This is a genomic window from Enterobacter cloacae complex sp. 302F9 (genome assembly GCF_050030335.1).
Taxonomy (GTDB): Bacteria; Pseudomonadota; Gammaproteobacteria; order Enterobacterales; family Enterobacteriaceae; genus Enterobacter; species Enterobacter hormaechei_C.
Window position 1 is genome coordinate 2,321,662 of sequence record NZ_JBLGUC010000001.1, and the last position, 26,714, is coordinate 2,348,375.

At 56.8% G+C, this 26,714-nt stretch carries 28 protein-coding genes; 18 read left to right on the top strand and 10 right to left on the bottom strand.

Translation table 11 applies throughout. The features are described 5' to 3' along the window. Positions 1–25: 25 nt before the first annotated feature. A complete protein-coding gene (locus ACQG0T_RS11290; RefSeq protein WP_023303717.1) occupies positions 26–1,621 on the top strand; it encodes an ABC transporter substrate-binding protein in 1,596 nt (531 codons plus the stop codon). A 134-nt stretch (positions 1,622–1,755) separates the two neighbouring features. Next, positions 1,756–2,430 carry a DUF3313 domain-containing protein gene (locus ACQG0T_RS11295; RefSeq protein WP_003857221.1) on the top strand — a complete coding sequence of 225 codons (675 nt, stop codon included), beginning with the start codon at positions 1,756–1,758 and terminating at the stop codon, positions 2,428–2,430. A gap of 34 nt (positions 2,431–2,464) precedes the next feature. Here the strand turns inward: ACQG0T_RS11295 and ACQG0T_RS11300 are convergent, their stop codons facing one another. Next, positions 2,465–3,361 carry a DMT family transporter gene (locus tag ACQG0T_RS11300; protein ID WP_023303719.1) on the bottom strand — a complete coding sequence of 299 codons (897 nt, stop codon included), beginning with the start codon at positions 3,359–3,361 and terminating at the stop codon, positions 2,465–2,467. A 174-nt stretch (positions 3,362–3,535) separates the two neighbouring features. Here ACQG0T_RS11300 and ACQG0T_RS11305 point away from each other — a divergent pair, with 174 nt between their 5' ends. Beyond that, on the top strand, positions 3,536–4,408 hold the full coding sequence (locus tag ACQG0T_RS11305; RefSeq protein ID WP_006810606.1) for a helix-turn-helix domain-containing protein: 873 nt from the start codon (positions 3,536–3,538) through the stop codon (positions 4,406–4,408). Here ACQG0T_RS11305 and ACQG0T_RS11310 read toward each other — a convergent pair. Next, positions 4,388–5,554, bottom strand: coding sequence for a benzoate/H(+) symporter BenE family transporter (locus ACQG0T_RS11310; protein WP_271040804.1), 1,167 nt, complete (start codon positions 5,552–5,554; stop codon positions 4,388–4,390). The genes ACQG0T_RS11305 and ACQG0T_RS11310 overlap by 21 nt on opposite strands. 92 nt (positions 5,555–5,646) lie before the next feature. On the opposite strand from ACQG0T_RS11310, the gene ACQG0T_RS11315 reads away from it, so the two are divergent. Both ACQG0T_RS11315 and ACQG0T_RS11320 read left to right on the top strand, forming a co-directional pair. Then, positions 5,647–6,174, top strand: a complete 528-nt coding sequence (locus ACQG0T_RS11315) for a helix-turn-helix domain-containing protein (RefSeq protein WP_015570550.1) — start codon at positions 5,647–5,649, stop codon at positions 6,172–6,174. 80 nt (positions 6,175–6,254) lie between these two features. Continuing rightward, positions 6,255–8,219, top strand: a complete 1,965-nt coding sequence (locus tag ACQG0T_RS11320) for a peptidase U32 family protein (RefSeq protein WP_058686393.1) — start codon at positions 6,255–6,257, stop codon at positions 8,217–8,219. Here the strand turns inward: ACQG0T_RS11320 and ACQG0T_RS11325 are convergent. Beyond that, complete coding sequence (locus ACQG0T_RS11325; protein WP_015570548.1) at positions 8,216–8,449, bottom strand: DUF2554 family protein; 234 nt, start codon at positions 8,447–8,449, stop codon at positions 8,216–8,218. The genes ACQG0T_RS11320 and ACQG0T_RS11325 overlap by 4 nt on opposite strands. A gap of 243 nt (positions 8,450–8,692) precedes the next feature. Between ACQG0T_RS11325 and ACQG0T_RS11330 the strand changes: the two genes are divergently transcribed. Beyond that, a complete protein-coding gene (locus ACQG0T_RS11330; RefSeq protein WP_015570547.1) occupies positions 8,693–9,055 on the top strand; it encodes a hypothetical protein in 363 nt (120 codons plus the stop codon). Between the two features lie 148 nt (positions 9,056–9,203). On the opposite strand, the gene ftrA is transcribed toward ACQG0T_RS11330, so the two are convergent. Further along, positions 9,204–10,202 (bottom strand): transcriptional regulator FtrA, encoded by a 999-nt coding sequence (ftrA, locus tag ACQG0T_RS11335; RefSeq protein ID WP_058686392.1) that lies wholly within the window; start codon positions 10,200–10,202, stop codon positions 9,204–9,206. A gap of 73 nt (positions 10,203–10,275) precedes the next feature. Between ftrA and ACQG0T_RS11340 the strand changes: the two genes are divergently transcribed. The 8 genes from ACQG0T_RS11340 (at position 10,276) to zinT (ending at position 18,284) form a co-directional block, all read left to right on the top strand. Next, a complete protein-coding gene (locus ACQG0T_RS11340; protein ID WP_017383989.1) occupies positions 10,276–10,686 on the top strand; it encodes a rhodanese-like domain-containing protein in 411 nt (136 codons plus the stop codon). A gap of 156 nt (positions 10,687–10,842) precedes the next feature. Continuing rightward, positions 10,843–11,946 (top strand): cobalamin-independent methionine synthase II family protein, encoded by a 1,104-nt coding sequence (locus ACQG0T_RS11345; protein ID WP_252051032.1) that lies wholly within the window; start codon positions 10,843–10,845, stop codon positions 11,944–11,946. Positions 11,947–12,146: 200 nt separating this feature from the next. After that, positions 12,147–13,418, top strand: a complete 1,272-nt coding sequence (urtA, locus tag ACQG0T_RS11350; protein ID WP_252051033.1) for an urea ABC transporter substrate-binding protein — start codon at positions 12,147–12,149, stop codon at positions 13,416–13,418. 22 nt (positions 13,419–13,440) lie between these two features. Next, on the top strand, positions 13,441–15,015 hold the full coding sequence (gene urtB / locus ACQG0T_RS11355; RefSeq protein ID WP_252051034.1) for an urea ABC transporter permease subunit UrtB: 1,575 nt from the start codon (positions 13,441–13,443) through the stop codon (positions 15,013–15,015). Continuing rightward, complete coding sequence (urtC, locus tag ACQG0T_RS11360) at positions 15,015–16,088, top strand: urea ABC transporter permease subunit UrtC (RefSeq protein ID WP_015570542.1); 1,074 nt, start codon at positions 15,015–15,017, stop codon at positions 16,086–16,088. Before urtB ends, urtC begins: the two co-directional genes overlap by 1 nt. Beyond that, positions 16,088–16,885, top strand: a complete 798-nt coding sequence (gene urtD, locus ACQG0T_RS11365; protein ID WP_032653548.1) for an urea ABC transporter ATP-binding protein UrtD — start codon at positions 16,088–16,090, stop codon at positions 16,883–16,885. Before urtC ends, urtD begins: the two co-directional genes overlap by 1 nt. 9 nt (positions 16,886–16,894) lie before the next feature. Further along, complete coding sequence (gene urtE, locus ACQG0T_RS11370; protein WP_032103021.1) at positions 16,895–17,593, top strand: urea ABC transporter ATP-binding subunit UrtE; 699 nt, start codon at positions 16,895–16,897, stop codon at positions 17,591–17,593. A gap of 52 nt (positions 17,594–17,645) precedes the next feature. Beyond that, positions 17,646–18,284: a metal-binding protein ZinT gene (gene zinT, locus ACQG0T_RS11375; RefSeq protein WP_017693437.1), complete on the top strand. Its 639-nt coding sequence runs from the start codon at positions 17,646–17,648 to the stop codon at positions 18,282–18,284. Positions 18,285–18,330: 46 nt separating this feature from the next. On the opposite strand, the gene ydeE is transcribed toward zinT, so the two are convergent. Next, on the bottom strand, positions 18,331–19,548 hold the full coding sequence (gene ydeE / locus ACQG0T_RS11380; RefSeq protein ID WP_017383985.1) for an efflux MFS transporter YdeE: 1,218 nt from the start codon (positions 19,546–19,548) through the stop codon (positions 18,331–18,333). Between the two features lie 193 nt (positions 19,549–19,741). On the opposite strand from ydeE, the gene eamA reads away from it, so the two are divergent. Continuing rightward, the gene (eamA, locus tag ACQG0T_RS11385) at positions 19,742–20,641 is read left to right on the top strand and encodes an O-acetylserine/cysteine exporter (protein WP_017693436.1); all 900 of its coding nucleotides are present in this window, start codon (positions 19,742–19,744) and stop codon (positions 20,639–20,641) included. 38 nt (positions 20,642–20,679) lie between these two features. On the opposite strand, the gene marB is transcribed toward eamA, so the two are convergent. From marB to marR, 3 genes are read right to left on the bottom strand one after another with little or no spacing between them, the layout of a single operon-like run. Then, positions 20,680–20,895, bottom strand: a complete 216-nt coding sequence (marB, locus tag ACQG0T_RS11390; protein ID WP_252051035.1) for a multiple antibiotic resistance protein MarB — start codon at positions 20,893–20,895, stop codon at positions 20,680–20,682. Between the two features lie 32 nt (positions 20,896–20,927). Further along, positions 20,928–21,308 carry an MDR efflux pump AcrAB transcriptional activator MarA gene (marA, locus tag ACQG0T_RS11395; RefSeq protein WP_001303241.1) on the bottom strand — a complete coding sequence of 127 codons (381 nt, stop codon included), beginning with the start codon at positions 21,306–21,308 and terminating at the stop codon, positions 20,928–20,930. A 20-nt stretch (positions 21,309–21,328) separates the two neighbouring features. Further along, on the bottom strand, positions 21,329–21,763 hold the full coding sequence (marR, locus tag ACQG0T_RS11400) for a multiple antibiotic resistance transcriptional regulator MarR (protein ID WP_017383983.1): 435 nt from the start codon (positions 21,761–21,763) through the stop codon (positions 21,329–21,331). A gap of 255 nt (positions 21,764–22,018) precedes the next feature. On the opposite strand from marR, the gene ACQG0T_RS11405 reads away from it, so the two are divergent. Next, positions 22,019–22,684, top strand: coding sequence for a MarC family NAAT transporter (locus tag ACQG0T_RS11405; RefSeq protein ID WP_003857180.1), 666 nt, complete (start codon positions 22,019–22,021; stop codon positions 22,682–22,684). A 95-nt stretch (positions 22,685–22,779) separates the two neighbouring features. On the opposite strand, the gene ACQG0T_RS11410 is transcribed toward ACQG0T_RS11405, so the two are convergent. Further along, the gene (locus ACQG0T_RS11410; RefSeq protein ID WP_426723793.1) at positions 22,780–23,976 is read right to left on the bottom strand and encodes a sugar transporter; all 1,197 of its coding nucleotides are present in this window, start codon (positions 23,974–23,976) and stop codon (positions 22,780–22,782) included. Positions 23,977–24,152: 176 nt separating this feature from the next. Here ACQG0T_RS11410 and ACQG0T_RS11415 point away from each other — a divergent pair, with 176 nt between their 5' ends. Together ACQG0T_RS11415 and ACQG0T_RS11420 are read left to right on the top strand one after the other, a co-directional pair. Next, on the top strand, positions 24,153–24,941 hold the full coding sequence (locus tag ACQG0T_RS11415) for a PhzF family phenazine biosynthesis protein (protein WP_063863979.1): 789 nt from the start codon (positions 24,153–24,155) through the stop codon (positions 24,939–24,941). Positions 24,942–24,963: 22 nt separating this feature from the next. After that, the gene (locus tag ACQG0T_RS11420; protein ID WP_045345221.1) at positions 24,964–25,776 is read left to right on the top strand and encodes a PhzF family phenazine biosynthesis protein; all 813 of its coding nucleotides are present in this window, start codon (positions 24,964–24,966) and stop codon (positions 25,774–25,776) included. On the opposite strand, the gene ptrR is transcribed toward ACQG0T_RS11420, so the two are convergent. Next, positions 25,773–26,651, bottom strand: coding sequence for a putrescine utilization regulator PtrR (gene ptrR / locus ACQG0T_RS11425; protein ID WP_045345220.1), 879 nt, complete (start codon positions 26,649–26,651; stop codon positions 25,773–25,775). The genes ACQG0T_RS11420 and ptrR overlap by 4 nt on opposite strands. Positions 26,652–26,714: the final 63 nt, after the last annotated feature.

Consider the following 26,714-nt stretch of genomic DNA (forward strand, 5'->3'; position numbering starts at 1 on the left):
CGAATTAAAAAGACAGGAATAAATGATGAAAAGCACATTCACAATGATAACGCTGGCGCTTGCTGCGCTGACGGTCAGTTCCACCGTCGCGGCAAAAACGCTGGTGTATTGCTCCGAAGGATCGCCGGAAAATTTCAATCCTCAGCTCTATACGTCGGGGACCAGCGTGGACGCCAGCGCCGTACCGGTTTATAACCGTCTGGTCGATTTCAAACCGGGCACTACCGAACTGGTGCCGAGCCTGGCGGAAAGCTGGGAGGTAAGCGACGATGGCAAGATCTATACCTTCCACCTGCGCAAGGGGGTGAAATTCCACAGTAATAAGCTGTTCACGCCGACGCGCGACTTCAACGCGGACGACGTGATTTTTTCGTTTATGCGCCAGAAGGATGTGAATCATCCCTACCATAACGTCTCCAACGGCAGTTATTCCAACTTCGAAAGTCTGGAGTTCGGCAGCCTGATTACCGCCATTGATAAAGTTGACGATCGCACCGTGCGCTTCACCCTGGCGCATCCGGAAGCGCCGTTTGTCGCTGATCTGGCGTGGTACTTTGCCTCCATTCTGTCGGCGGAGTATGCCGATGCCATGCTGAAAGCGGGCACGCCAGAAAAGGTCGATATGCAGCCGATTGGCACCGGGCCGTTTAAGCTGGCGCAATATCAGAAGGATTCCCGCATCCTCTTCACCGCTTTCCCTGACTACTGGCAGGGAAAATCGAAGCTGGATCGTCTGGTGTTCACCATCACGCCGGACGCCTCGGTGCGTTTTGCCAAAGTCGAGAAGAATGAGTGCCAGGTGATGCCGTTCCCGAACCCGGCGGACCTGCCGCGTATGAAGGCTAACAAAGACATCAACCTGATGAGCAAGGCCGGTCTGAATACCGGTTTCCTGGCGTTTAACACGCAAAAGCCACCGCTGGATAACGTAAAAGTGCGCCAGGCGCTGGCGATGGCGATTAACAAACCCGCCATCATTGAGGCGGTGTTCCACGGCACCGGCACGGCGGCGAAAAACCTGCTGCCGCCTGGCGTCTGGAGTGCCGACAGCGAGCTGAAAGACTACGATTACGATCCAGAAAAAGCGAAAGCGCTGCTAAAGGAGGCGGGATTTGCCAACGGCGTAAACATCGATCTGTGGGCCATGCCTGTGCAGCGGCCGTATAACCCGAACGCGAAGCGTATGGCGGAGATGATCCAGGCGGACTGGGCGAAAGTGGGCGTGCAGACCAAAATCGTGACCTACGAATGGGGCGAATACCTGAAGCGCGTGAAGGGCGGGGAGCATCAGGCCGCACTGATGGGCTGGACAACGGCGACGGGCGATCCGGATAACTTCTTCGGCCCGCTGTTTACCTGTACGTCCGCCAACGGCGGGTCGAACTCGGCCAAATGGTGCTATAAGTCGTTTGATAACCTGATTGCCGAAGCTAAATCGATAACCGATCGCGAAAAACGCGTGGCGCTGTACAAGCAGGCGCAGCAGATGATGCACGATCAAATGCCGGCGGTAATGATTGCCCACTCGACGATTTTTGAGCCAGTCCGTAAAGAGGTCACGGGCTATGAAATCGATCCCTTCGGCAAGCACCTGTTCTGGCAAGTGGACCTTAAGGAGTAATTTTTCACTGCCCGGTTTCGTTCGGGCAGTTTTTTCGCTATTTGTGCTGTCTTCGTCATTTTTTGCCACAACACATCGCCCGGTTTTTTGTTATAACTTCAAGTGCATACTTGCAGATAACATGGAATACCATCATGCGTACTCACACTTTTTTTAAAGTTGCAGTGCTTTCTGGTCTGTTGGCCCTTTCCGGCTGTGCGTCAAAAGTCGCAGCCCCCGATCAATATTCAGGCTTTTTAAAAGATTACTCCGGCTTGCAGGAGATGAAATCTGCAACCGGGAAGCCAACCCTGCGTTGGGTTGACCCGTCCTATAATGAGGCGAATTACGACAGCATTATCTGGACGCCGATAACCTATTATCCGACGCCAAAACCGACCACTCAGCTTGGGCAAAAAACGCTTGATGAGCTGTTGAATTATACCAATACCAAACTGAAAACCGCGATTGGCCAGCGTAAGCCGATTGTGACGACGCCGGGCAAACATAGCCTGATCTTCCGCGGCGCCATCACGGGTGTGAGCTCAGACAAAGAAGGTTTGCAGTTCTATGAAGTGGTGCCTGTGGCGCTGCTGGTTGCGGGTACGCAGATGGCAACGGGCCATCGTACCATGGATACGCATCTGTTCTTCGAAGGTGAGTTAATCGATGCGGCCACGAACAAACCAGTGATTAAGGTTGTTCGTAAGGGTGAAGGGAAAGAGCTGGCGAACGAGAATACGCCAATGGGCTTCGGCACCCTGAAGCAGGTTGTGGATGATATGGCGACGGATGCCACCATGTTTGATGTTCATCAGACAGCAAATTAATAAAAAATGGCCTGCATTTTCGCAGGCCGTTTTTTTATGCCGTCCGCAGGCGGCGGAACCAGGTTTCTGGCTTCGTAAACATCACCATATTCCCGCCCAGTATCAACAGCAGGCCGACGATCCCGTTGAGATGCCACACGTAACCCTCGTACACCGTTGAAATCGAGAGCGCCACCAGCGGGAACAGCAGGGTGCTGTACGCGGCTTTACCGGGACCAATGCGGCCTACCAGCGTAAAGTAGGCGCCGAAGGCAATCACCGAGCCAAACAGCGCAAGATAGAGCAGCGCCCCCATATAGCTCACCGTCCATTCCGGCATAAAGCTATCGCCCCTGAAGAGCGCGATAAGGCCCATCACGACGGTGCCGTACAGCATCGCCCAGGCGTTGGTGGTCATAGTTTCCAGCCCGTTTCGCTGATGACGCATGCTGATCATATTCCCCAGCGAGAAGCCGTAGGTGCCGAGGGCGGAAAGCCCGATGCCCGTAAGCAACGACGCGCTCCAGCCGCTGGCGAGCAGATCGTTCCAGAAAAGGGTAATGATCCCGATAAGCCCCAGCGCTGCCGCCGTCCAGAAGCGTGCGGGTGGGCGCTGGCCGAAGAAGATAAAGCTGTTGATGGCGTTATACAGCACGGCCATCGAGAAAATCACCGACTCAAGGCCGGTATTGATATGGGCGGCGGCGGTGTAAAAGCACCAGAAGTTGAAACAGAAAACGCAGCAGCCCTGAAGCATGCAATAGAGATGATCCCGCAGCGCCAGCCTGCGCAGGCGGCGAAGGGCGACCAGGACGATCATCATCGTGGCGCTGGCCACGGCGAAGCGCCAGAAAATGGAGACCGGCGCTGCAACCGGCCCCTGTTGTAAAAAAATGGCGATCCAGGTCGTGCCCCAGATCACAACGACCAGCCCATAGAGTAATGCGTTCATGGTGTCTCTCTTCTCATACCGCGAAAAACAACAGTGTGGCGAAAGAAGGGGGGGCCGTCTTTCATCGCCTTGCGCCGGACTTGCAAATTCTTGCGCTTTTTTCTCGCACAATGGCTGGTAACAGGCTGCAACACTTCTTAGACTGACAGTCTGATTAATCACCTGTTTACGGCCATGTCTCTCGTTTACGACACCTTTGAAACGTTACGCCAACAAAATGCAGTGCTGCGGGAAACCGTCGCGCTCAATACTGGCATTCAACTGGCGGCGTGGTACAACAAGCACGACACGATCACGGTGAAAAGCAACCATCACACCCTTAGCCTGTACGTGGCGGATGGCTATGAAAGCTATCAAAAAACGCCGGGTGGCTGGAAAAATGGTGGCGGGCCGGACCGTTTTTGTCTGATGCCGGAAGAGAGCGAATCCACGTGGGATATTCGTGACGACCTGTCGTTTGTGCACCTCTACTGCACCGATGAACACCTGCGGGACGTGGGGGAGAAAATCTGGGATAAACGACCGCTATCGCTGACGCTCGAGGAAAAAATCTTCGGCAGCGATCCGAAAATCACCGCCCTTTATCGCCAGTTTTTGCTCGGCTGCGACTGGCAGCAAAACGCCAATCAGCTCACCCTGAGCACCGCGTCGACCTTATTGCTGACGCATTTGGTCCAGCACTATTCCAGCGTACAGTGGAAGCTGCCGGTAGTGACCGGCGGGTTATCACCGTTTGTACTGCGCAACGTGCTGGCCTTTATCGAGGAAAACCTGGCACAACCCTTAACCCTGGCGGAACTGGCGGGCCAGGCCGCACTCAGTGAGTATCACTTTGCGCGGATGTTCCGCCAGTCGATGGGGCTGGCGCCGCATCAGTATGTCATGCAGCGCCGCATGGAGAAGGCCAAAGCGCTGGTGCAGCACACGACCACGCCGCTCACCGACATCGCGCTGGCCTGCGGATTTAACTCCGCCAGCCATTTCAGTAACCGTTTTCGCAGTATGACCGGCATCACGCCGTCACAGCTACGCGCGGCGAAGGCGTGAGAAGACGGCGTAACAGATCCCACCCAGCACCAGCCCCCAGAAGGCGGAGCCAATTCCCAGGAGCGTGACGCCGCTGGCGGTCATCAGGAAGGTAACGATCGCCGCGTCGCGCTCTGCTTCATGGTTCAGTGCCTGATACAAGCTGCCGCTGATAGTGCCGAGCAGGGCCAGCCCGGCCAGCGTCTGGATGCCGCTCAGCGGCAGGGCGGCCATCAGCCCGGAAATCGACCCGCCGAACACCCCCGCCAGCAGATAAAACCCGCCTGCCGCCGCCGCGGCCAGCCAGCGTTTACTGGCATCCGGATGGGCGTCCGGGCTCTGGCAGATGGCGGCAGTGATGGCGGCGATGCATATAGAATAAACGCCGAAGGGGGATAACAGCAGCGCCAGCCCGCCGGTGGCAACGATCAGCGGTGAGACCGCCAGCGGATAGCCCGATGCCTGCATGGTGGCGAAGCCGGGCGCATTCTGCGACGCCATGGTCACCAGGAAGAAGGGTAAGCCGATACTGATCAGGCTGGTGATGGTGAACGCAGGGGCAATGAATTCCGGCATGATGACCGATAACGTCATCCTGTCCGTGACAACGTCACCTCCGGCCCAGGCCACGAACACGCCCACCAGCAGCGTGGCGACAATGGCGTAGCGGGGCGCGACGGCTTTGGTCACCAGCCAGGCGGCCAGCATACTGCCGCAAAGAAAAATGTGTCCCTCAAGATTGCTGAATGCCTTCAGGCCAAACTGTAACAGCACGCCCGCCAGCATAGCGGCGGCAAGCGAGTGCGGGATTAGTTTCATCAACCGGGCAAACAGGCCGGTGACGCCGCACAGCAGAATCAGCGCATTCGCGAATATAAATACCCCGCTGGTTTCCGCCAGCGTCACGCCTTGCAGGCTGGTGGCGAGCAGCGCCGCGCCGGGAGTCGACCAGGCGGTCAGCACGGGGGCTTTATACCACCACGACAATGCCAGCGTGCTGATCCCCATCCCGAGCCCCAGCGCGGTCATCCATCCGGCGATTTGCTGTGTACTGGCGCCAGCCGCCGCAGCCGCCTGCCAGATAATGGCGGCAGAGCTGGCATAGCCCACCAGCACGGCAACAAAACCGGCCAGCACGGCAGGAAAGAGAGAGGCAGTCGATCGCATGGAAACTCCGTTGTGCGTTATAACGTCCGGGATAAGGTATCACTGTGCGCTATAGCGTACAAGTGGTATGCTTTGCCGCAACGGGAGGAACTATGGATATCACTCAACACCTGGCAACCACACTGAAAGCGCTGCGTCAGGCGCGGGGCTGGAGCCTGTCGAAACTGGCGGAAGAGACGGGCGTGTCGAAAGCGATGCTTGGGCAAATCGAACGCAATGAGTCCAGCCCGACGGTCTCTACCTTGTGGAAAATCGCCACCGGGCTGAACGTACCTTTTTCGGCGTTTATCACTCCAGAAAGCGAACCGCAGGCGGTGTTCGATCCGCAGCAGCAGGCGATGGTGGTGAAACCGCTTTTCCCCTGGGATGAACAGCTTAAGTTCGACCATTTCTCCATCACCCTGTCGCCCGGCGCACTGAGTGAGTCCACGCCGCACGAAGCCGGGGTGATCGAGCACGTGGTGGTGATAAGCGGTGAGCTGGACATGCAGATTGACGGTGTCTGGCGCACGCTATACGCTGATTCCGGCGTGCGTTTTGCCGGCGATAAACCGCACGCGTACCGCAACAGCAGCGCCCGGACGGTGCATTTTCACTCTCTGATCCATTATCCCCGCTAAAGCGTCGCAAAACGGTTTCACTGGCACAGACTTCTGACTACAATAGCCGCCATTTTGACCATAACGGATAACGACGAAGTATGCGCCTGCACTCCCATCATCTTGAACTGCTAAGCCCGGCCCGCGACGCCGCCATTGCCCGTGAAGCCATTCTTCACGGAGCAGATGCCGTCTACATTGGCGGCCCTGGCTTCGGTGCCCGTCATAACGCCAGCAACAGCCTGCGCGACATTGCCGAGCTGGTCCCGTTCGCCCACCGTTTCGGGGCGAAGGTGTTCGTGACCCTGAACACCATTCTTCATGATGATGAGCTTGAGCCCGCGCAGCGTCTTATTACCGATCTCTACCAGACCGGCGTTGACGCCCTGATCGTTCAGGATATGGGCGTTCTGGAACTGGATATCCCGCCGATTGAGCTGCACGCCAGCACCCAGTGCGATATCCGCACCGTTGAGAAGGCGAAGTTTCTTTCGGACGTCGGGTTTACGCAGATTGTTCTGGCGCGCGAGCTGAACCTGAACCAGATCCGCGATATCCACCAGGCGACCGACGCGACCATTGAATTCTTTATCCACGGTGCGCTGTGTGTGGCGTATTCCGGGCAGTGTAATATCTCTCACGCCCAGACGGGGCGCAGCGCTAACCGGGGCGACTGCTCTCAGGCCTGCCGTCTGCCGTATACCCTGAAAGACGATCAGGGCCGCGTGGTGGCATTCGAAAAACACCTGCTGTCGATGAAAGATAACGATCAGACGGCCAACCTCGGCGCGCTGATCGATGCCGGTGTACGCTCCTTCAAAATTGAAGGGCGCTACAAGGACATGAGCTACGTGAAAAATATCACCGCCCATTATCGTCAGATGCTGGATGCCATCATCGACGATCGCGGTGACCTGGCGCGCGCGTCCGCCGGTCGTACAGAGCATTTCTTTATTCCGTCGACGGACAAGACCTTCCACCGCGGCAGCACGGACTATTTCGTGAATGCCCGTAAAGGGGATATTGGCGCGTTCGATTCACCGAAGTTTATCGGCCTGCCGGTGGGTGAAGTGCTGAAAGTGGCGAAAGATCATCTTGACGTTCAGGTTACAGAGCCGCTGGCGAATGGCGATGGTCTCAACGTGATGATCAAACGTGAAGTGGTGGGTTTCCGTGCCAATACGGTGGAGAAAACCGGCGAAAATCGCTATCGCGTCTGGCCGAACGAAATGCCTGCCGATCTCTACAAAGCCCGTCCTAATGCGGCGCTTAACCGTAACCTGGATCACAACTGGCAGCAGGCCTTGCTCAAGACCTCCAGCGAGCGCCGCATTGCGGTGGATATCGCGCTGGGTGGCTGGGAAGAGCAACTGATCCTGACCATGACCTGCGAAGACGGCATCAGCGTGACGCATTCGCTCGACGGCCTGTTCGAGGTGGCGAACAATGCGGAGAAAGCGCTTAGCAACCTCAAGGATGGCGTGGCGAAGCTGGGGCAGACCATTTATTACGCGCGCAATATTGAGGTGAATCTGCCGGACGCGCTGTTCGTGCCGAACAGCCTGCTGAACCAGTTCCGCCGTGAAACGGCAGAGATGCTGGATGAAGCACGGCTGGCAAACTATCCGCGCGGCAGCCGTAAGGCCGAAACGGTGCCTGCGCCGGTCTACCCGGACACGCATCTCTCGTTCCTCGCGAACGTTTACAACCACAAAGCGCGTGCGTTTTACCATCGTCACGGCGTGCAGCTGATTGACGCCGCGTATGAAGCGCATGAAGAGAAGGGCGATGTGCCGGTGATGATCACCAAACACTGCCTGCGGTTTGCCTTTAACCTTTGTCCGAAACAGGCGAAAGGCAATATTAAAAGCTGGAAAGCGACGCCGATGCAGCTGGTGAATGGCGATGAAGTGCTGACGCTGAAGTTTGACTGCCGTCCGTGTGAAATGCACGTTATCGGCAAGATGAAGAATCACATCTTCAAAATGCCGCCGCCGGGAAGCATTGTGGCCTCCGTCAGCCCTGACGATTTGATGAAGACCCTGCCGAAGCGTAAAGGCAGCTAACCCGCAGAGTGGGTATCCGGTTTGCGCGATTTCTGCCAGGCATGGTGCTCGCGCAACCCCTCCGCAGACTCCTCAGCCGCGCTGCGTAACTCGTCGCTGTCAGCTTCATGACGAAGCTGATGGTCGGCGTTTTTCACATACACAAATTCATGCCCTTTGTGCTCCGCCATAATCTGCCCTGAGAACAGGGCGCTAATCACCAGCAGTAGCGAAAATTCTTTTCTGAACATCCTTTATCCCCTGAAAATACGCTACGGTCATCGTAGGGATAATTTCATAGAGTAATTATTCGACTGTTTAAATTTGAGAAAATAGACTGTCAAAAATTGTGGTCGCAATAAAACTCACTTAAGACTATTCTTAAAAGCAATATCGCCGTTGTAAACTCCCATTTCTGGTATGCAAAGAGAAGCTAGATTTATTGGGAAATCATTTACAATAAGATTTTTCTGGCTAAGGATTGGATCGAATAAATGAAAAAAATAATCGTGCTATCACTTCTGGGCGTAGTGGTTGCGGTGGGTGCTGCGGCCAGCATCTATTCAAATGAAGAACCAGAATATATTCAGTCAGCAAAAAGCCGTGTCGGATCGTATTTAACCAGCGATTACGGCCGTGTCGAATGTAATAGCACCCAGGTAAGTGAAGATCGCTGGGAGCTGGGCTGTACCAATAAGGCGAGGGGCAAAACCTTCCAGTTCGCCGTTTATCCATCCGAGCAGGCGCCGTATGGGGTCTCTCGTGCGTTTTATCTCGAAGCGATTAATGATGATGCCCGCCAGAGTGCAGAGCAGGGGCTGATGCGTTATCTGCAAATTAATACCAAAGCGGGTTAATCGATTCGTTTATGCTTCGTTGAGGCTCACAGTGGTAGATTGCAGATGATCCACATCCCGGTATGGAATACCGGAGCGTAGATACCAAAATACAAATCTATCCATGCAAGCATTTACCGCCAGATTATGGCGGTTTTTTTTTGCCCGTTTATCGTACCGGCTGTGAAAATTGTTTGCGATATTGCGCGGGCGAAAGCGCAAATTGCTGCCGGAAATGGTGGCGCAGCGTGCCGCTTTGTCCAAATCCGGTTTGTTCCGCAATATTGTCGATGCTGAGCCGACTGTTTTCGAGATAATCTTTTGCCCGCTGCAATCGCGCAGTTAATAACCAGCGCGCGGGCGTTGTTCCGGTCGCGTCCTGGAAACGGCGCAGAAAGGTGCGCTGACTCATACCCACCCGCAGGGCCAGCGATTCGACGGTATGGGAAACGGCCAGATGCTGGTGAAGATAATCAAACAGCTGGCCCAGGCGCTGGCTCTCCCGCAACTGAGCCACCGGTCGGCTAAGCTGCTGGGTTTGCGAGCCGTCCCGATGGGGCGGGATCACCAGCCGACGCGCCACGCGGTTTGCCGCTTCAATACCGTAATTCCGGCGCACCACGTGCAGGCACAGATCAATCCCCGCGGCGCTGCCTGCGGAAGTGAGAATATCGCCTTCGTCCTGGTACAGCACATCCTCAACCACGGTGATAGCGGGATAGCGTGCTTTCAGAGCTTGCGTGTAGCGCCAGTGGGTGGTTGCCTTCCGCCCGTCAAGCAGGCCTGAGGCTGCCAGAACGAAAACGCCAGAACAGATTGAGAGTAGCTGGCAGCCGCGGGCATGCGCCGCGCGGAGCGCCTGGCAGAGCGCGTCGGGTACGGGTTCGTCCAGCCCTCGCCAGCCGGGTACGACAACCAGATCCGCCGTTTCCAGCAGACCCAGATCGCCATCGGCCAGAATACGGATCCCGCCCGTTGCCCGAAGTTCGCCGTCATCCACGCTCGCCACGGCGAACTGATACCAGTCATCGCCCATCTCCGGGCGCGGCAAGCCAAAGATTTCTACCGCCACGCCAAACTCAAAGGTACATAAACCGTCATATGCCAGCACGACCGCGCGCGGCGAGGGATGTCTTAAGTTTGTCATCTTTTTGCTGTTTTCTGGCATAGGCGGACGCATTCATGGGCTGAATTAAGGGATAAAGTAGTGTTAACACAAACACCACAAATGAGGAAGATTCATGAGCTATGTTACTGAATTTCCGGCTGCTGAGCCGCAGGAAGCCGTGGGGCATTTCCTGCGTCGTCTGAGCGTCGAGACGGACTGCGCCGATGTCCATCACGCGGTATCCAGCGGTGAGCAGGACTTTGTTCTGCTGCACGTTGTCGGAAAACCTGAACATTTTGCCCGGCGGCATCTGCCCGGCGCGCTGCATTTACCCTGGAGCCAGATCACCGCCGAGCGGATGAAAGCGTGGCCAGAGGGCACGCTGTTTGTCGTCTATTGTGCAGGCCCGCACTGCAACGGGGCGGACAGGGCGGCGCTGAAGCTGGCGCGTCTGGGTCTGCCGGTCAAGATTATGCTCGGGGGCATCACCGGCTGGGAAGATGAGCGGTTCGCGTTTGCAGGATCTTCATCACCCGCCCTGTGAACATGAATTTATTTCAACACAGATGAAATTTTCTCGTTTGTCGGCGGCGAGCCGGTATGACATCTTTTCAGGACGTTTAGACATCCAGAAGTCTAAAGATTCAAGAGATGAATTATCACTGTGGGCAATTAACGCCGACAGACAGAGGAGATTTCCATGCAGCGACACCATGCCCCGTACCGCGCCGATGTAGTCGGCAGTTTTTTACGCCCGGATTCTGTTAAACAGGCCCGTCTGCAATTTGCCAGCGGTGAGATCGATGCCGGTCAGCTTCGCGCGGTTGAGGACGAGGCCATTCGCCATGTTGTCGAGCAGCAGTGCGCCTGCGGTCTGCATGTGGTAACGGACGGTGAATTCCGCCGCGCCTGGTGGCACTTTGACTTCTTTGACGGGCTACAGGGCGTAGAGCGTTATGATTCGCAGCAGGGCATTCAGTTCAACGGGGTGCAGACCAAAGCCCATGGCGTGCGCGTAACGGGCAAACTGGGCTTCGGCGATCATCCTATGCTGGAAGATTTCCGCTACCTCAAAAGCATCAGCGGTAACGCACAGCCGAAGATGACTATTCCGAGCCCGAGCGTGCTGCACTTCCGCGGTGGCCGCAAGGATATTGATGCCACAGTCTACCCGGATCTGAAAGATTATTTTGACGATCTGGCGACCACCTGGCGCGATGCCATTCGGGCCTTTTACGATGCAGGCTGCCGCTATCTGCAACTGGATGATACCGTCTGGGCCTACCTTTGTTCAGAAGACCAGCGCCGGCAGATCCGCGAGCGCGGTGATGATGCAGACGAACTTGCCCGAACCTATGCCCGGGTGCTGAATAAGGCGCTGGAGGGCAAACCGGACGATCTGACCATTGGGCTACACGTTTGCCGCGGCAACTTCCGCTCAACCTGGATTTCCGAAGGCGGCTATGAGCCGGTGGCGGAGGTGCTGTTCGGTACGGTGAACGTCGACGCGTTCTTCCTGGAGTACGACAACGACCGTAGCGGCGACTTTGCGCCACTGCGTTTTGTGCGCCCGGGTAAACAGCAGGTGGTTCTGGGGCTAATCACCACCAAGCACGGTGAACTGGAGAACCCGGAAGGGGTGAAAGTGCGTCTGGAAGAGGCCGCGCGCTACGTGGCGAAAGAGCAGATTTGCCTCAGCCCACAGTGCGGATTTGCCTCCACGGAAGAGGGTAACAGCCTGAGCGAAGCCCAGCAGTGGGATAAAGTTCGCCTGGTGACGCAAATCGCCAGCGACGTCTGGTAACATCGTTCACAGCGCTGCATTATTACAGTGCAGCGCTGTACCATTCTGAGTCGTTTCCCGTAGATCCTCTCTTCGAACCCGTTTAAATCCTGCCTCTGCAACCTGGCACCCTTTTTGCTCTCCTGAAACTGACGTTACTTTTTCTGCGTCCGGGCGGTAACGGACGTCTTCGCACAGCTTTCTTTTTCAGGAGTGAAAATATGCACCGTCGTACCTTTATAAAAGCGTTCGCCTTGTCCGCCTCCGTGGTCGCCATGGGGGTCAGTTTTGGCGTCCAGGCCGCAGAGACCATTAAAGTCGGGATCATGCACTCACTCTCCGGCACGATGGCCATTTCAGAAACGCCCCTGAAAGATGTCGCCCTGATGACCATCGACGAAATCAACGCCAAAGGCGGCGTGCTCGGGAAAAAGCTGGAGCCGGTGGTGGTTGACCCGGCATCCAACTGGCCGCTGTTTGCCGAAAAGGCCCGCCAGCTTCTGAGCCAGGATAAGGTCGCCGTGGTGTTTGGCTGCTGGACCTCCGTATCGCGTAAATCAGTTCTGCCGGTTTTTGAGGAGCTGAACGGTTTGCTGTTCTATCCGGTGCAGTATGAAGGTGAAGAGATGTCACCTAACGTCTTCTATACCGGCGCGGCGCCTAACCAGCAGGCGATCCCGGCGGTGGAGTACCTGATGAGCGAGGACGGCGGCAGCGCGAAACGCTTCTTCCTGCTGGGAACGGACTACGTTTACCCGCGCACCACGAACAAGATCCTGCGCGCCTTCCTGCACTCGAAAGGCGTGGAAGATAAAGATATTGAAGAGGTCTACACCCCGTTTGGTCATAGCGATTACCAGACCATCGTCGCCAGTATCAAGAAATTCTCCGCGGGCGGTAAAACGGCGGTGGTCTCCACCATCAACGGTGATTCCAACGTGCCTTTCTATAAAGAGCTGGCGAACCAGGGGCTGAAAGCCACGGACGTGCCGGTGGTGGCGTTCTCGGTGGGCGAGGAAGAACTGCGCGGCATTGATACCAAACCGCTGGTGGGTAACCTGGCGGCGTGGAACTACTTTGAATCCGTCGATAACCCGACCAACCAGACTTTTGTCGCGGCCTACAAAGCCTACGCGAAAGCCCATAAGCTGCCGAATGCCGATACCGTCGTCACCAACGATCCGATGGAAGCGACCTATGTCGGCCTGCATATGTGGGCGCAGGCGGTTGAAAAAGCGGGGACAACCGACGTGGACAAAGTGCGCTCGGCAATGGCGGGCCAGTCGTTCAACGCGCCGTCCGGCTTTACGCTGACCATGGATGCCACCAACCACCACCTGCATAAGCCCGTCATGATTGGTGAAATCGAAGGCAACGGCCAGTTCAATGTCGTCTGGCAAACCGAACAGCCGGTACGCGCTCAGCCGTGGAGCCCGTTTATCGCCGGGAATGACAAAAAACCTGACCAGCCGATGAAAACCGCCAGCAACTAAGCCACCACCAGGGAGAGACGTCATGAACGCCATGCGCATAATTATTGCGATTGTGTGGCTTACCGGACTGCTGCCAGGGATGGTGCAGGCATCGGATGCCGATGATTTCGTTGCCGCTAGCCGCAGCCAGCAAACCGCCATGCTGACCCACTGGGCAGCCACGCCGGAACCTGCACGTTTGCCGCTGCTTAAGGCGCTGCAACAGGAGAACCTCTACACCGACAGCCAGAAGAAGGCTTTTACCCGCATCGACGGCGAAATGGTCGCCCTGGGCGCGGCAAAGAGCGCCGAAGGAACGACCAAAGCCGTGCGGCTGACCAACCGGCTGCGCGTGTTAACCGTCACGGCGCTGGCGACGCATCAGCTTGTTAGTGACAGTGTCACCGAAAGGCGTCATGCCGCGCGGCAACTTCAGCGTGACGCCCAGCCGGATATGCTCGGGTTTCTGAAACAGCGGGCTAACCGCGAAACGGATGACGTCACCCGACAGTCGCTGAGGCTGGCGCTGGCAAATCTTCAGCTGGCGAGTCCGCAGGCGGAAACACGCTTCAACGCGGTTGAACTGTTGGGACAGTCTGACGATCCGGACGTTCAGGCCACGCTGACGCCGTTCACCCGGGCGCAAACCGAGCCGGACGCACGGGTACGTGCCGCCGCCGCTGAGAGCCTGGACCGTATTCAGCACCGGCTGATGTGGGGCGAACTGCTGGGGCAGGCCTTCATGGGCCTGTCGTTGGGGTCGGTACTCTTGCTGGCCGCGCTCGGGCTGGCTATCACCTATGGTCTGCTGGGGGTGATTAACATGGCCCACGGCGAAATGCTGATGCTCGGGGCGTATGCCACCTGGATGGTGCAGCAGGTGATGGCACAGTGGATGCCTCAGTGGCTGGCGCTTTATCCGGTGGTGGCGCTGCCGGTGGCGTTTTGCCTGACGGCAAGTATCGGGATGGTGCTGGAGCGCACGGTGATCCGCCATCTGTATGGCCGCCCGCTGGAAACCCTGCTCGCCACCTGGGGGATCAGCCTGATGCTTATCCAGCTGGTGCGCATGACCTTTGGCGCCCAGAACCTTGAGGTCGCAAACCCGGCCTGGCTGTCCGGCGGGGTGCAGGTTTTCGCCAACCTGACGCTGCCGTGGAACCGCATTGTGGTGCTCGGGTTTGTGCTGATGGTGCTGTTCTTCACCTGGCTCATTCTGAATAAAACGCGTCTGGGGCTGAACGTGCGGGCGGTGACGCAAAACCGCAGCATGGCGGCCTGCTGCGGCGTCCCCACCGGACGGGTAGATATGCTGGCGTTTGGCCTCGGGTCCGGCATTGCCGGGCTGGGCGGCGTGGCATTGTCCCAACTGGGGAACGTGGGACCGGAGCTGGGCCAGGGATACATCATTGATTCGTTTCTGGTGGTGGTGCTCGGCGGCGTCGGCCAGCTGGCCGGTAGCGTCGCGGCGGCCTTTGGTCTGGGGATCTTCAATAAAATTCTTGAACCGCAGATGGGCGCCGTGCTGGGCAAAATCCTGATTCTGGTGGCGATCATTCTGTTTATTCAGAAACGTCCGCAGGGGTTATTCGCACTTAAAGGGAGGGTGACAGACTGATGAGCCAGCCATTGACCTTAACACTGGCGCGCAGGGCACCGCGCTCCACGCAAATCTTCGGCAGTCTGCTGGTTGCGGCGCTGCTGGTGCTGCCTTTTCTCGCGCTGTTGCCCGCAACGCATCCGCTGGCCGTTTCTACGTGGATGTTGACGCTCATCGGCAAGATCCTCTGCTACGCAGTTGTCGCCGTGGCCCTCGATCTGGTCTGGGGCTATGCCGGTATGCTCTCACTGGGGCACGGCATATTCTTCGCCCTGGGCGGCTATGCGATGGGCATGTACCTGATGCGCCAGGCGGCCGGGGACGGGCTGCCCGCGTTTATGTCGTTTCTCTCGTGGAGCGAGCTGCCCTGGTTCTGGTGGGGAACGCAGCATTTTGCCTGGGCTCTGGTGTTAATTGTGACGATCCCCGGCCTGCTGGCGCTGGTCTTCGGCTGGTTTGCTTTTCGCTCGAAGATCAAAGGGGTCTATTTCTCCATCATGACCCAGGCGCTGACCTACGCGGGCATGCTGCTGTTCTTTCGCAACGAAACCGGCTTTGGCGGCAATAACGGCTTTACCGGCTTTACCACGCTGCTCGGGTTTTCCGTCACGGCGACCACCACGCGGATCGCGCTGTTTCTCGCAACGGTCGTGCTGCTGCTTCTGGCCCTGGGCACAGGCTACGCGCTGGCGAAGAGTAAATTTGGCCGCATTTTAACGGCGGTGCGCGATGCGGAAAACCGTCTCACGTTCTGCGGCTACGATCCGCGCGGTTTCAAGCTGCTGGTCTGGACGCTTTCCGCCGTGCTGTGTGGCCTGGCGGGGGCGCTGTACGTTCCGCAGGTGGGCATTATCAACCCGGGTGAAATGTCGCCGACCAACTCGATTGAAGCGGCCATCTGGGTAGCGCTGGGTGGACGCGGCACTTTGGTGGGCCCGGTGATTGGCGCGGCGCTGGTCAACGGTGCGAAGAGCTTTTTCACCGTGGCGATGCCGGAGTACTGGCAGCTGTTTCTGGGGCTGATTTTCATCGCCGTGACGCTGTTTTTACCGCGCGGCGTGTTCGGTCTGTTTCGTAAGGGAGAGAATTAATGCAGCCCTCTGAAGGACTCTTTACCCGCCAGCTACCGGGCGACCGTTACCGCGAGCAGACCGATCCGGTGTTGCAGCTCGAGGCCATTAACGTCAGTTTCGACGGTTTTCAGGCGTTGACCGATCTCTCGCTGAACATCGGCGTCGGAGAATTGCGCTGCATCATTGGCCCTAATGGCGCCGGTAAAACCACGCTGATGGACGTGATTACCGGCAAAACCCGGCCAAAAAGCGGGAAAGCTATTTACGATCAGTCCATCGATCTGACTGCCCTGGAACCGGCGGCCATCGCCCGTCAGGGCATTGGCCGTAAGTTCCAGAAGCCGACCGTGTTTGAAGCGCTGACCGTAGGGGAAAACCTCGAAATCGCCATGAAAGCCGACAGGTCCGTCTGGGCGAGCCTGCGGGCCACGCTCAGCGGCGAGCAGCGCGACCGCATTGATGAGATGCTGGTTTTGCTGCGGCTTGGCAGCGAGCGCGATCGCCGTGCCGGGCTGCTTTCCCACGGACAGAAGCAGTTTCTGGAGATCGGCATGCTGCTGGTGCAGGACCCGCATCTGTTACTGCTGGACGAACCCGCTGCCGGTATGACCGACGCAGAGACGGAATACACTGCCGAGCTATTCCGAACCCTGGCAGGCAAGCATTCGCTGATGGTGGTTGAGCACGATATGGGTTTCGTCGAGACCATCGCCGACAACGTCACGGTGCTGCATCAGGGGCGGGTACTGGCGGAAGGTTCGCTTCGCGAGGTACAGGCCAATGAACAGGTAATTGACGTCTATCTGGGACGTTAAGGAGAGGTGATGTTACAGGTTAGCGAACTGAATCAGTACTACGGCGGAAGTCATATTCTGCGCGGGGTGAGCTTTGAGGCGGTCGTCGGGGAAGTTACCTGCCTGCTGGGGCGCAACGGGGTGGGCAAAACCACGCTGCTGAGGTGCCTGATGGGGCTGATCCCGGTGAAAGGCGGGGAGGTGGTCTGGCAGGGAAAGAGCATCACTCACAGTAAACCGCACCAGCGGGTGCAGTCCGGCGTGGCCTATGTTCCGCAGGGGCGGGAGATTTTTCCGCGTCTGACCGTAGAAGAAAACCTGCTGATGGGGCTGTCACGCTTCTCCGCGGGAAACGCAAGGAGCGTACCGGAGGAGATTTGGCAGCTTTTCCCGGTGCTGAAGGAGATGAAGCACCGACGCGGAGGCGATCTTTCCGGTGGTCAGCAGCAGCAGCTGGCGATAGGTCGCGCGCTGGCGAGCCGTCCACGGTTACTGATTCTGGATGAACCCACGGAAGGTATTCAGCCGTCGGTGATTAAAGAGATTGGGCAGGTGATCCGCAGCCTGGCGAACCGGGGGGATATGGCCATCCTGCTGGTGGAGCAGTTTTATGATTTTGCGGCAGAGCTGGCCGACAGCTATCTGGTGATGTCGCGCGGCAGCATCGTCCAGCAGGGGCGCGGGGAGAACATGGAGCAGGAGGGCGTTCGCGGGCTGGTTGCGATCTGAAATGTTATAATATAACATCCTCATTCTTATAAAACGGAATGAGGATTTTGCTGTGGCTGCACAACTTGCAAAAATTGCGCTGACTCTGGGAACGCTGCTGGTAAGCGGCTCGCTTTTTGCCCATTCGCACGGTCATCAGATGACAGAGGCGGAACAGAAGGCGGCAAACGGCGTCTTTGAGGATAAAGACGTCAGGGACAGGAAGCTGTCTGACTGGGACGGGACCTGGCAGTCCGTTTATCCGTTCCTGCTTGATGGTTCGCTGGATCCGGTTTTCGAAAAGAAAGCGCAGAAGGGAGAAAAATCCGCTGCCGAGGTGAAGGCCTACTACCGCAAGGGGTACGCGACGGACGTGGACGCCATCGGCATTGAAAACAACGTGATGGAATTCCACCGAGGCAAAACGGTGAGCAGTTGCCGCTACGACTACAGCGGCTACAAAATTCTGACCTATGCGTCGGGGAAAAAAGGCGTGCGCTACCTGTTTGAATGCAAGGATAACGCGAGCCAGGCGCCTAAGTTTGTGCAGTTCAGCGACCATATCATCGGGCCGAAAGCCTCTTCACACTTCCATATCTTTATGGGCAACACCTCCCACGAGGCGCTGCTGAAAGAGATGGATAACTGGCCGACCTACTACCCGAATGAGATGTACAAAGAGCAGGTGGTGGAGGAGATGTTGCACCACTAGGGTGTTGGTTTTGCCGGGTGACGGCTTCGCCTTACCCGGCTTACGATTAGGGTTTTGTCGGTCGGGTAAGCGCAGCGCCACCCGACACGCTATCTTCACTTTTCACGCGCATCCCGCGCAATATCATCAGCCAGGCCGCAATGATGGCGGCCATCATAATGATAAATAATGACCAGTGCGGCAGATGGGTCAGGATGAGCCCGGTGATCATCGGGTTCGCCGCCGCGCCGAGCCAGCCCAGCGCCTGGGCGGAGAAATAGCTCGCCTTCATGCCCGGCGGGGCGATATTGTCGATCAGCATGTATTCACCCGGTGCATAAATAATTTCACCCAGGGTGAAAATCGCCGCCGCGATCCCCCAGTAAATCAGGTTCTCGCCGGAAAGCATAAACCCGCCCAGCCCGAGGATGAAAAAAAGCGTCGCGGCGGTCATTAGCGGACGGATATTGCTGGCGGTGATCTTACGTCCAAGCGCGTATTGCAGGGTGACGACCACCGCCGCGTTGACGGGCAGCACAACGGCCACCACCTTTTCTGCGAAATCACTGTCCGCATGTGCGGCGAGGACATACTGGGAAATGCAGGTGGCGAACGATCCACCCACATACGACGCCAGCAGGCCGGAGAGCGTGTACCAGAACAGCGCCCGGTCTTTCAGCAGCACCGAGGGCTGCCACGGCATTTTCTCCTCAGGGCTGTCTGAGGCTATGCTTTTCTGCACAAAGAAATGGATAAACCCGAGCGGCAGTGCGGCGCAGAAGGCGGCCAGCCAGAACGGCAGTTGCAGGCTGTACATCACCAGCAGGGTGCCGATCGGCGGCCCGATCGTCCAGCCAATGTTCAGGAAACTGTAGTTGAGTGAGAAAACGCGCGCCTTTTCGCTGGAGGTCAGCACGTCGGCAAACCATGCTTTCAGCACCGTTGAGAAGACGGAATAGGCGCAGTTAATCAGGGCAAAGAACAGCACCACCAGCGTCACGTTATTCACCAGCGGAATCGCCACAAACCCGGCGATAAAGGCCACGATGGCGATCAGCATATAGCGTTTTTTGTCGAACTTATCCGCCAGGATGCCAAACCCCAGGCTAAACACCACGCCGATGGTCAACGCCACGGTAAGGGCATAGCCAATATTCTCCACGCTCATATCGTACACGCGTGTGAGATATATGGTCATAAAGGGCAGCGTTGCCCCGCGGCCAATTGTTAATAACAATGACGATGCCAGCAGCGCTGCGGTTGAGCGCCTGATTGATGGTTTCATTTTCCTGCCCGACAAATGCTTATGCTTTTTTTGTTGTGTTATTACAGGATTATCATGGGATCGGCAGCTTGTATAGCACCCAATTTATCCACAGGTGCTTCTCTCCAGTACCAGAATTAATGATCTTCTCGCGGGGCTATTTTTTCTGTTACCTTGAAGTGTTTACAAAATTTTAATAATTCAGGGGCGGAAAATGACGCGGAAAGACGGGCTGTTAGCGTTGCTGGTTGTCGTGGTGTGGGGACTCAATTTTGTGGTCATCAAAATGGGGTTGCACAACATGCCTCCACTGATGCTGGCGGGGCTGCGCTTCCTGCTGGTGGCCTTCCCGGCGCTGCTGTTCGTTGCCCGCCCGAAAATTCCCCTCAAGCTGCTGCTGGGCTACGGCCTTACCATCAGCTTTGGTCAGTTTGCGTTTCTTTTTTGCGCCATCAAATTCGGTATGCCTGCGGGCCTGGCTTCGCTGGTGCTTCAGGTGCAGGCGTTCTTTACCATCATTCTCGGCGCATTTGTCTTCGGCGAACGCTTGCAGGGCAAGCAGCTGGCGGGCATTAGCCTTGCGGTCTTTGGCGTGCTGGTGCTGATTGAAGGCAGCCTCAACGGTCAGCATGTCGCGCTGCTGGGCTTTATGCTCACCCTGGCGGCGGGGCTGAGCTGGGCGTGCGGCAATATCTTTAACAAACTGATAATGCAGCACGAGACGCGTCCGCCGGTCTTATCGCTGGTGGTCTGGAGCGCATTGATCCCAATCGTGCCGTTTATGGCCGCGTCGTTTATTCTGGATGGTCCGCAGGCGATGTTGAAAAGCCTGGTGGAGATCGACCTGACGACCATTTTGTCGCTGATCTACCTGGCGTTAGTCGCCTCAATCATTGGCTATGGTATCTGGGGATCGCTGCTCGGACGCTATGAAACCTGGCGTGTGGCGCCGTTATCGCTGCTGGTACCGGTGGTCGGGCTTGCCAGCGCCGCACTGTTGCTGGATGAAACGCTCAGCGCGCTGCAACTGTGTGGCGCAGGGCTGATTATGGCCGGGCTGTATATCAACGTCTTTGGCTTGCGGGTGCGTCGGGCAACGCGGGTGCGGGGTTAAGGCAGAAAAAAGCCCCGCATTAGCGGGGCAAAAACGAATTACAGGTCGTGGTTGTAATACGGCACGCCTAATTCGTCGGATTTGTCGCTGCCAGCGCCCATGTGATTGAAGTCCCAGGGCGACTGGTTTTGCGTGGACGGCATAATTATGGTGTCACGATTATTTTGCTGCCCCGCATTGGGGGTTTGCTCCGCGAAGCTCTGGCCGGAAACCAGCACCAGCAAGGTGAGGGCGGCGGAGGCGATAAATTTCATGATTTCCTCGGTTACGTCTTAACAGGCGATGATTAACTGCAATGTTTTAGCGGATACAGATAACGGGATTCACCCGGCATACTGGTAATACGGTACTTATGAGGCGGCACGTCAAAGTAGTTCTTGAACGTACGCGTCAGGGTTTGTTGCGATTCAAATCCGTAGCGTTCCGCCAGATAGAGGATCGGCTCATTGCTTTCTTTCAGTTTTTGGGCAATCTCCGTCAGCTTGCGGCTGCGAATATATTGTCCTAATGAATGGCCGGTCTCTTTTTTAAACATCCGTTGCAGGTGCCATTTTGAGTAACCTGAACGCTCAGACACTTTCTCAAGAGAGAGTGGAGATTCCAGGTTATCTTCGATCCAGTCCAAAATGCTATGAATGGTGATAGCGTCAGTATTGCGTCTGGACATCGTCATACCTCTTTTTCTGTTTACGGCAGGATTTTCTTGAGTAAGAGCTCAAGCGTTGCCACTTCATCTGCCGATAAGTTTTTTGTCAGTTCCTGGTGCAGTGTTTGTCCTACTAATTGATGACATTGCTCACACATGGCCGCGCCATCGCTGGTCAGTTTCACCAGTACGCCACGTTTGTCATTCGGGTTAGGGCTTCGTTCTATCCATCCTTTACAGACGAGACGATCCAGCATGCGGGTTAACGCACCCAGATCGACAGAGAGCACCTTTTTCAGCTCAACCGGCGTGATACACACTTCGCAGCGAATGGAACACAGCACTTTGAACTGTGTTGCGGTGATATCCAGCGGTGACAGATAGTCATTGAGCAGGCGATCTTTTTTCTGGTTAACCATATGAATAAGACGACCCAGTGGGATTATGTCGTTAAAGAGGTCACTGGTGCTTTTCACAATGGTTGCCCTGGCAAGTAGTTTAGTCACGGCAGATATTATTGCTCAGGCAAGTATAAGTCAACTGAATGAATCGGCCGATGCCACGAAATGCTAAAACGCTTCAGGAACTTATTCTGTACGCTTTTAAATCATACAGATAATCCGGGGTTATCAATTACGCGAGACAATTATGGTTACGCTGTCGGATGGCTCCGGACGAGGATTTGCCCCTATAATTGCGATGTTGAATAAGGATAAGGACTGCGGTGCATTATGTTGGATTTGATTAAAGCAGTGGGGCTTGGACTGGTGGTGTTGCTGCCGCTGGCGAACCCGTTAACGACGGTGGCGCTTTTTCTGGGGCTGGCGGGGAACATGAACAGCGCAGAGCGCAATCAGCAGTCGATGATGGCCTCTGTCTATGTCTTTGCCATAATGATGGTGGCTTATTACGCCGGGCAACTGGTGATGAATACCTTTGGTATTTCGATTCCCGGTCTGCGTATTGCTGGCGGGCTGATTGTGGCCTTTATTGGTTTCCGGATGCTGTTCCCGGCGCATAAAGCGCACGAATCCCCGGAAGCCAAAAGCAAATCGGAGGAGCTTGAAAGCGAACCGAGCGCCAACATCGCGTTTGTGCCGTTAGCCATGCCGAGCACGGCGGGGCCGGGGACGATTGCGATGATCATCAGTTCCGCCTCAACGGTGCGTGATGGGTCGACATTCCCGCACTGGGTTATCACCGTTGCGCCGCCGATCATTTTTGCGCTTATCGCCATTATCGTCTGGGGATCATTGCGCAGCTCCGGGGCGATTATGCGCTGGGTGGGCAAGGGCGGGATTGAAGCTATCTCCCGTCTGATGGGTTTCCTGCTGGTCTGTATGGGCGTGCAGTTTATTATTAACGGCGTGCTGGAGATTGTTAAGACGTATCATTGAGAACGTTGCCGGGTGGCGGCTTCGCCTTACCCGGCCTACAAGTCCGTAATAACGTAGGCCGGGTAAGGCGAAGCCGCCACCCGGCATAACAAACGTCAACCGTGACTGGACTGTTCTTCCATCGCGACCGGCCATTTACGGAAGATAAGCACCGACCAGATCAGCGCGATCAGCGCCGGAATCGCCCCGAGATAACCAATGGCCGACATCGATACATGCAGGCTGATCTGATTTCCCACCAGCGCACCGGCGCCAATCCCCAGATTAAAAATCCCGGAGAAGAGCGACATCGCTACGTCCGTGGCGTCCGGGGCCAGCGCCAGCACTTTGACCTGCATTCCCAGACCAATAATCATGATTGCCACGCCCCAGAACAGACTGAGGATCGCCAGATGACTCTCGCTGCCTGCCGCAGGCATCAGTAACAGCAGGCATGCCAGCAGCAGACCAATCGCACTGCTTACCAGCGCAGACGCGTGCTTATTGCCCAGCTTCCCGAACAGGATGCTGCCGATAATCCCCGCGCCGCCCAGGATCAGCAGCAGAACGGTGGCAAAGTTAGCGCTAAAGCCCGCCACAACCTGAACAAACGGCTCAATATAGCTGTAGGCCGTGTAATGGGCGGTCACCACAATCACGGTCAGCAGATAGATGCTCATCAGCGCCGGTCGACGCATCAGCAGCGGCAGACTTTTCAGCGAGCCGGAGTGTTCGCTGGGCAGTTTTGGCAGCAGTTTGATCAGACACACCAGGGTGATCAGCGCCCCCATGCCGATGGCAAAGAAGGTGGTGCGCCAGCCGAAGTATTGTCCCACAATGCGCCCGATCGGCAGGCCTAACACCATCGCCAGCGCCGTACCGGTGGCAATCAGGCTCAGCGCCTGGGCGCGTTTTCCCGCCGGAGCCAGACGAATGGCGAGGGACGCGGTGATCGACCAGAAAACGGCATGGGCAAACACGATGCCAACGCGGCTGATGACCAGTACGGTAAAGTTCCATGCCATAAATGACAGCACATGGCTGGCAATGAACACCACAAACAGCCCAATCAGCAGCTTACGGCGTTCCATCTGGCTGGTCAGCAGCATAAACGGCAGCGACATCAGCGCCACCACCCATGCATAGATGGTCAACATAATGCCAACCTGTGCCGTTTCCATATGGAAGCTGGCGGCGATGTCGGACAACAGCCCAACCGGAACAAATTCCGTGGTGTTGAAAATAAACGCGGCGATGGCGAGCGTGACCACGCGTAGCCACGCGACTCTGCGGGAAACCGTGTGTGTTGTCATAGGGATATCTGGGATTCGTTGCCTGAAAGATGAGGAGACGATCTTAAAGCCTTAAACGGCGAAAACTCAACCGTTATGTGATGTGAATCACAAAATTTACCTTCATGCAGCGGTAGCGAACGGGGTTGTTTTCATCGAAGATAAAGAACAACACAACAAAAACAGGCGGTAACACGATGCAGGAGATTGATTTTTATCTGGTAGATGCGTTCAGCGCGTCCTCCTTTGGCGGCAACCCGGCGGTGGTGTGCCCGCTCGACGCGTGGCTGCCGGATGAGACGTTACTGCGAATGGCACAACAGCATAACCAGTCAGAAACCGCGTTTTTTGTGTGTACCAAAGGGGGGATCGAGTTGCGCTGGTTCACCACGCTCACCGAGGTTAATCTCTGTGGTCACGCGACGCTTGCCGCGGCGTATGTACTGTTTCACGAATTGGATTATCCGGACTCACGCCTTCATTTTGACACCGCCTCTGGTCGCCTGACCGTCAGTCGTGAAGGTGACTGGATGACGCTGGACTTCCCGGCCTGCCCGACGCAGGCACAGACGCCGCCACCGGAGATGCTCACCGCACTCGGTATCAGCCACTACGTCGAGGCGCGAAAAGGCCGCGCCTGGGTGCTGGTACTGGAAAGCCGCGAGCAGGTTGAAGCCCTTAATCCGGGTTTCTCCACCATGACGCCGGGCGAGCATAAAGTGGCCGTCACTGCCCGGGACGAGGGGGAATACGACTTTGTCAGCCGTTTCTTCTCGCCAGGCGTGGCCGTGCCGGAAGATCCTGTCACCGGCTCCGCGCACACCATGCTGATCCCGTACTGGAGTGAACGGCTTGGCAAAACACAGATGTTTGCCCGCCAGGTTTCTGCCCGTGGTGGCGACGTACGCTGCGAACTCAAGGGCGACCGCGTGCGGATGGGCGGGCAGGCGGCACTGTATCTGAAGGGCACAGTATTTCTGCGCTGAACAAATCTAAGAGGAACCAACGATGCAGGAAATTGATTTTTATCTGGTAGATGCCTTCAGCGACAGGGCGTTCGGCGGCAATGCGGCGGCGGTGTGTCCGCTGGAAGCGTGGCTGCCGGATGAGACGCTGCTGAAGATGGCGAAGCAGCATAATCAGTCAGAGACGGCGTTCTTTGTCCGAACGGATAACGGGTTTGAACTGCGCTGGTTTACCACGCAGGATGAAATTAACCTGTGCGGCCACGCAACCCTCGCGGCTTCTCACGTTATTTTCGAATACCTGGATTATCCGCATACGGAAATCACCTTCACCACGCGCTTTGTCGGCGAACTGACGGTACAACGCAGCGGCGACTGGCTGACGCTTAATTTCCCGGCGTGGTCAACCGAGGTTGCCGATACTCCACCCGCGGTGCTGTTCAGCGCGCTGGGCATTAACGCGGCAAACGAGGTGCGTGTGGGGCGTGACTACATGGTGGTGCTCGACAGCCAGCGGCAGGTGGAAGCGCTGACGCCGGATATCGCGGCTATGCTCCCGCTCGGGAAAATGGTCTGCGTTACGGCGCCGGGGGATGAGTATGATTTCGTCAGCCGCTTCTTCTGCCCGGGGGAAGGGGTACCGGAGGATCCGGTGACCGGATCAGCTCACAGCATGCTGATCCCGTACTGGAGCGAAAAGCTCGGAAAAACGCAGATGTCGGCCCGCCAGGTCTCCTTGCGCGGCGGGGATCTGCGCTGCGAGCTGAAAGGCGACCGCGTGCTGATTGGCGGGCAGGCCACGTTGTATATGAAGGGGAAAATTTTCCTTCGACTCCAGGACTACGTTCAACATTAACAACTGGGCGCTGGTGGCTGACGCTCGTTGAACAGCGCGATAAAAGCCTCGAGCTGGCGGGTCATCGCCCCGCGTCGCCACACCAGCCAGGTGGTGAGCCAGCGCCAGTTTTCCGCCAGCGGCCACGCCGCCACCTGATGATGCCCCGGCATGCTCTCCAGCATGGAGCGGGGCATCAGCGCAATGCCTGCCCCGGCAATCACGCAGGCGAGCATCCCGTGATAGGACTCCATCTCATGGATCCTTCCCGGCGTGACGCGGTCGGCATGGAACCAGCTCTCCAGATGACGCCGGTAAGAACAGTTGGCGCGAAAGGCATACACGTCGCTGCCGCTCACCTGTGTAGCTTTTGACACTTCCGCGTGACCCGCAGGGGTGACCAGCATCATCTCTTCCCGGTAAACCGGCATCCCTTCCAGTTCCGGGTGCGAGAGCGGCCCGTCGACAAAGGCGGCGCTGAGCGTCCCCTCAAGCACGCCGTCAATCATCGTACCGGAAGGTCCGGTGGACAACGCAAACTGAATGCGCGGATAGCGCTGGTTAAACCGCGCCAGACTTTCCGGAATGCGTACGGCGGCGGTACTTTCCAGCGCGCCGAGCGAGAATAATCCCTGCGGTTCATCCCCGGCGACGACCATTCGCGCTTCGTCAACCAGCGCCAGGATCTGCTTGCTGTAGCGCAAAAAATTGTGCCCGGCGGGGGAAAGCCGCAGGCGCTGATTCTCGCGAATAAACAGTTCCACGCCGAGGTCCGCTTCTAGCTGTCGGATGCGGGTGGTGAGGTTTGACGGCACCCGGTGTACCTTCTGCGCCGCCTGGGTAATGCTGCCGGTCAGTGCGACGGCGTTAAACATCTCAAGCTGAGTTAAGTCCATACCGTTCTCGTATTGTGAATAAGGTGGTGAGTATTATTCATTTTTAAGAAATAGCAGAGTAGG

What these genes read in the sequence shown, in the direction of transcription:
- ACQG0T_RS11290 (WP_023303717.1), top strand. Translation starts at nt 26, where the DNA reads ATGAAAAGCACATTCACAATGATAACGCTGGCGCTTGCTGCGCTGACG.
- ACQG0T_RS11295 (WP_003857221.1), top strand. Translation starts at nt 1,756, where the DNA reads ATGCGTACTCACACTTTTTTTAAAGTTGCAGTGCTTTCTGGTCTGTTG.
- ACQG0T_RS11300 (WP_023303719.1), bottom strand. Translation starts at nt 3,361, where the DNA reads ATGAACGCATTACTCTATGGGCTGGTCGTTGTGATCTGGGGCACGACC.
- ACQG0T_RS11305 (WP_006810606.1), top strand. Translation starts at nt 3,536, where the DNA reads ATGTCTCTCGTTTACGACACCTTTGAAACGTTACGCCAACAAAATGCA.
- ACQG0T_RS11310 (WP_271040804.1), bottom strand. Translation starts at nt 5,554, where the DNA reads ATGCGATCGACTGCCTCTCTCTTTCCTGCCGTGCTGGCCGGTTTTGTT.
- ACQG0T_RS11315 (WP_015570550.1), top strand. Translation starts at nt 5,647, where the DNA reads ATGGATATCACTCAACACCTGGCAACCACACTGAAAGCGCTGCGTCAG.
- ACQG0T_RS11320 (WP_058686393.1), top strand. Translation starts at nt 6,255, where the DNA reads ATGCGCCTGCACTCCCATCATCTTGAACTGCTAAGCCCGGCCCGCGAC.
- ACQG0T_RS11325 (WP_015570548.1), bottom strand. Translation starts at nt 8,449, where the DNA reads ATGTTCAGAAAAGAATTTTCGCTACTGCTGGTGATTAGCGCCCTGTTC.
- ACQG0T_RS11330 (WP_015570547.1), top strand. Translation starts at nt 8,693, where the DNA reads ATGAAAAAAATAATCGTGCTATCACTTCTGGGCGTAGTGGTTGCGGTG.
- ftrA (WP_058686392.1), bottom strand. Translation starts at nt 10,202, where the DNA reads ATGCCAGAAAACAGCAAAAAGATGACAAACTTAAGACATCCCTCGCCG.
- ACQG0T_RS11340 (WP_017383989.1), top strand. Translation starts at nt 10,276, where the DNA reads ATGAGCTATGTTACTGAATTTCCGGCTGCTGAGCCGCAGGAAGCCGTG.
- ACQG0T_RS11345 (WP_252051032.1), top strand. Translation starts at nt 10,843, where the DNA reads ATGCAGCGACACCATGCCCCGTACCGCGCCGATGTAGTCGGCAGTTTT.
- urtA (WP_252051033.1), top strand. Translation starts at nt 12,147, where the DNA reads ATGCACCGTCGTACCTTTATAAAAGCGTTCGCCTTGTCCGCCTCCGTG.
- urtB (WP_252051034.1), top strand. Translation starts at nt 13,441, where the DNA reads ATGAACGCCATGCGCATAATTATTGCGATTGTGTGGCTTACCGGACTG.
- urtC (WP_015570542.1), top strand. Translation starts at nt 15,015, where the DNA reads ATGAGCCAGCCATTGACCTTAACACTGGCGCGCAGGGCACCGCGCTCC.
- urtD (WP_032653548.1), top strand. Translation starts at nt 16,088, where the DNA reads ATGCAGCCCTCTGAAGGACTCTTTACCCGCCAGCTACCGGGCGACCGT.
- urtE (WP_032103021.1), top strand. Translation starts at nt 16,895, where the DNA reads ATGTTACAGGTTAGCGAACTGAATCAGTACTACGGCGGAAGTCATATT.
- ydeE (WP_017383985.1), bottom strand. Translation starts at nt 19,548, where the DNA reads ATGAAACCATCAATCAGGCGCTCAACCGCAGCGCTGCTGGCATCGTCA.
- eamA (WP_017693436.1), top strand. Translation starts at nt 19,742, where the DNA reads ATGACGCGGAAAGACGGGCTGTTAGCGTTGCTGGTTGTCGTGGTGTGG.
- marB (WP_252051035.1), bottom strand. Translation starts at nt 20,895, where the DNA reads ATGAAATTTATCGCCTCCGCCGCCCTCACCTTGCTGGTGCTGGTTTCC.
- marA (WP_001303241.1), bottom strand. Translation starts at nt 21,308, where the DNA reads ATGTCCAGACGCAATACTGACGCTATCACCATTCATAGCATTTTGGAC.
- ACQG0T_RS11405 (WP_003857180.1), top strand. Translation starts at nt 22,019, where the DNA reads ATGTTGGATTTGATTAAAGCAGTGGGGCTTGGACTGGTGGTGTTGCTG.
- ACQG0T_RS11410 (WP_426723793.1), bottom strand. Translation starts at nt 23,976, where the DNA reads ATGACAACACACACGGTTTCCCGCAGAGTCGCGTGGCTACGCGTGGTC.
- ACQG0T_RS11415 (WP_063863979.1), top strand. Translation starts at nt 24,153, where the DNA reads ATGCAGGAGATTGATTTTTATCTGGTAGATGCGTTCAGCGCGTCCTCC.
- ACQG0T_RS11420 (WP_045345221.1), top strand. Translation starts at nt 24,964, where the DNA reads ATGCAGGAAATTGATTTTTATCTGGTAGATGCCTTCAGCGACAGGGCG.
- ptrR (WP_045345220.1), bottom strand. Translation starts at nt 26,651, where the DNA reads ATGGACTTAACTCAGCTTGAGATGTTTAACGCCGTCGCACTGACCGGC.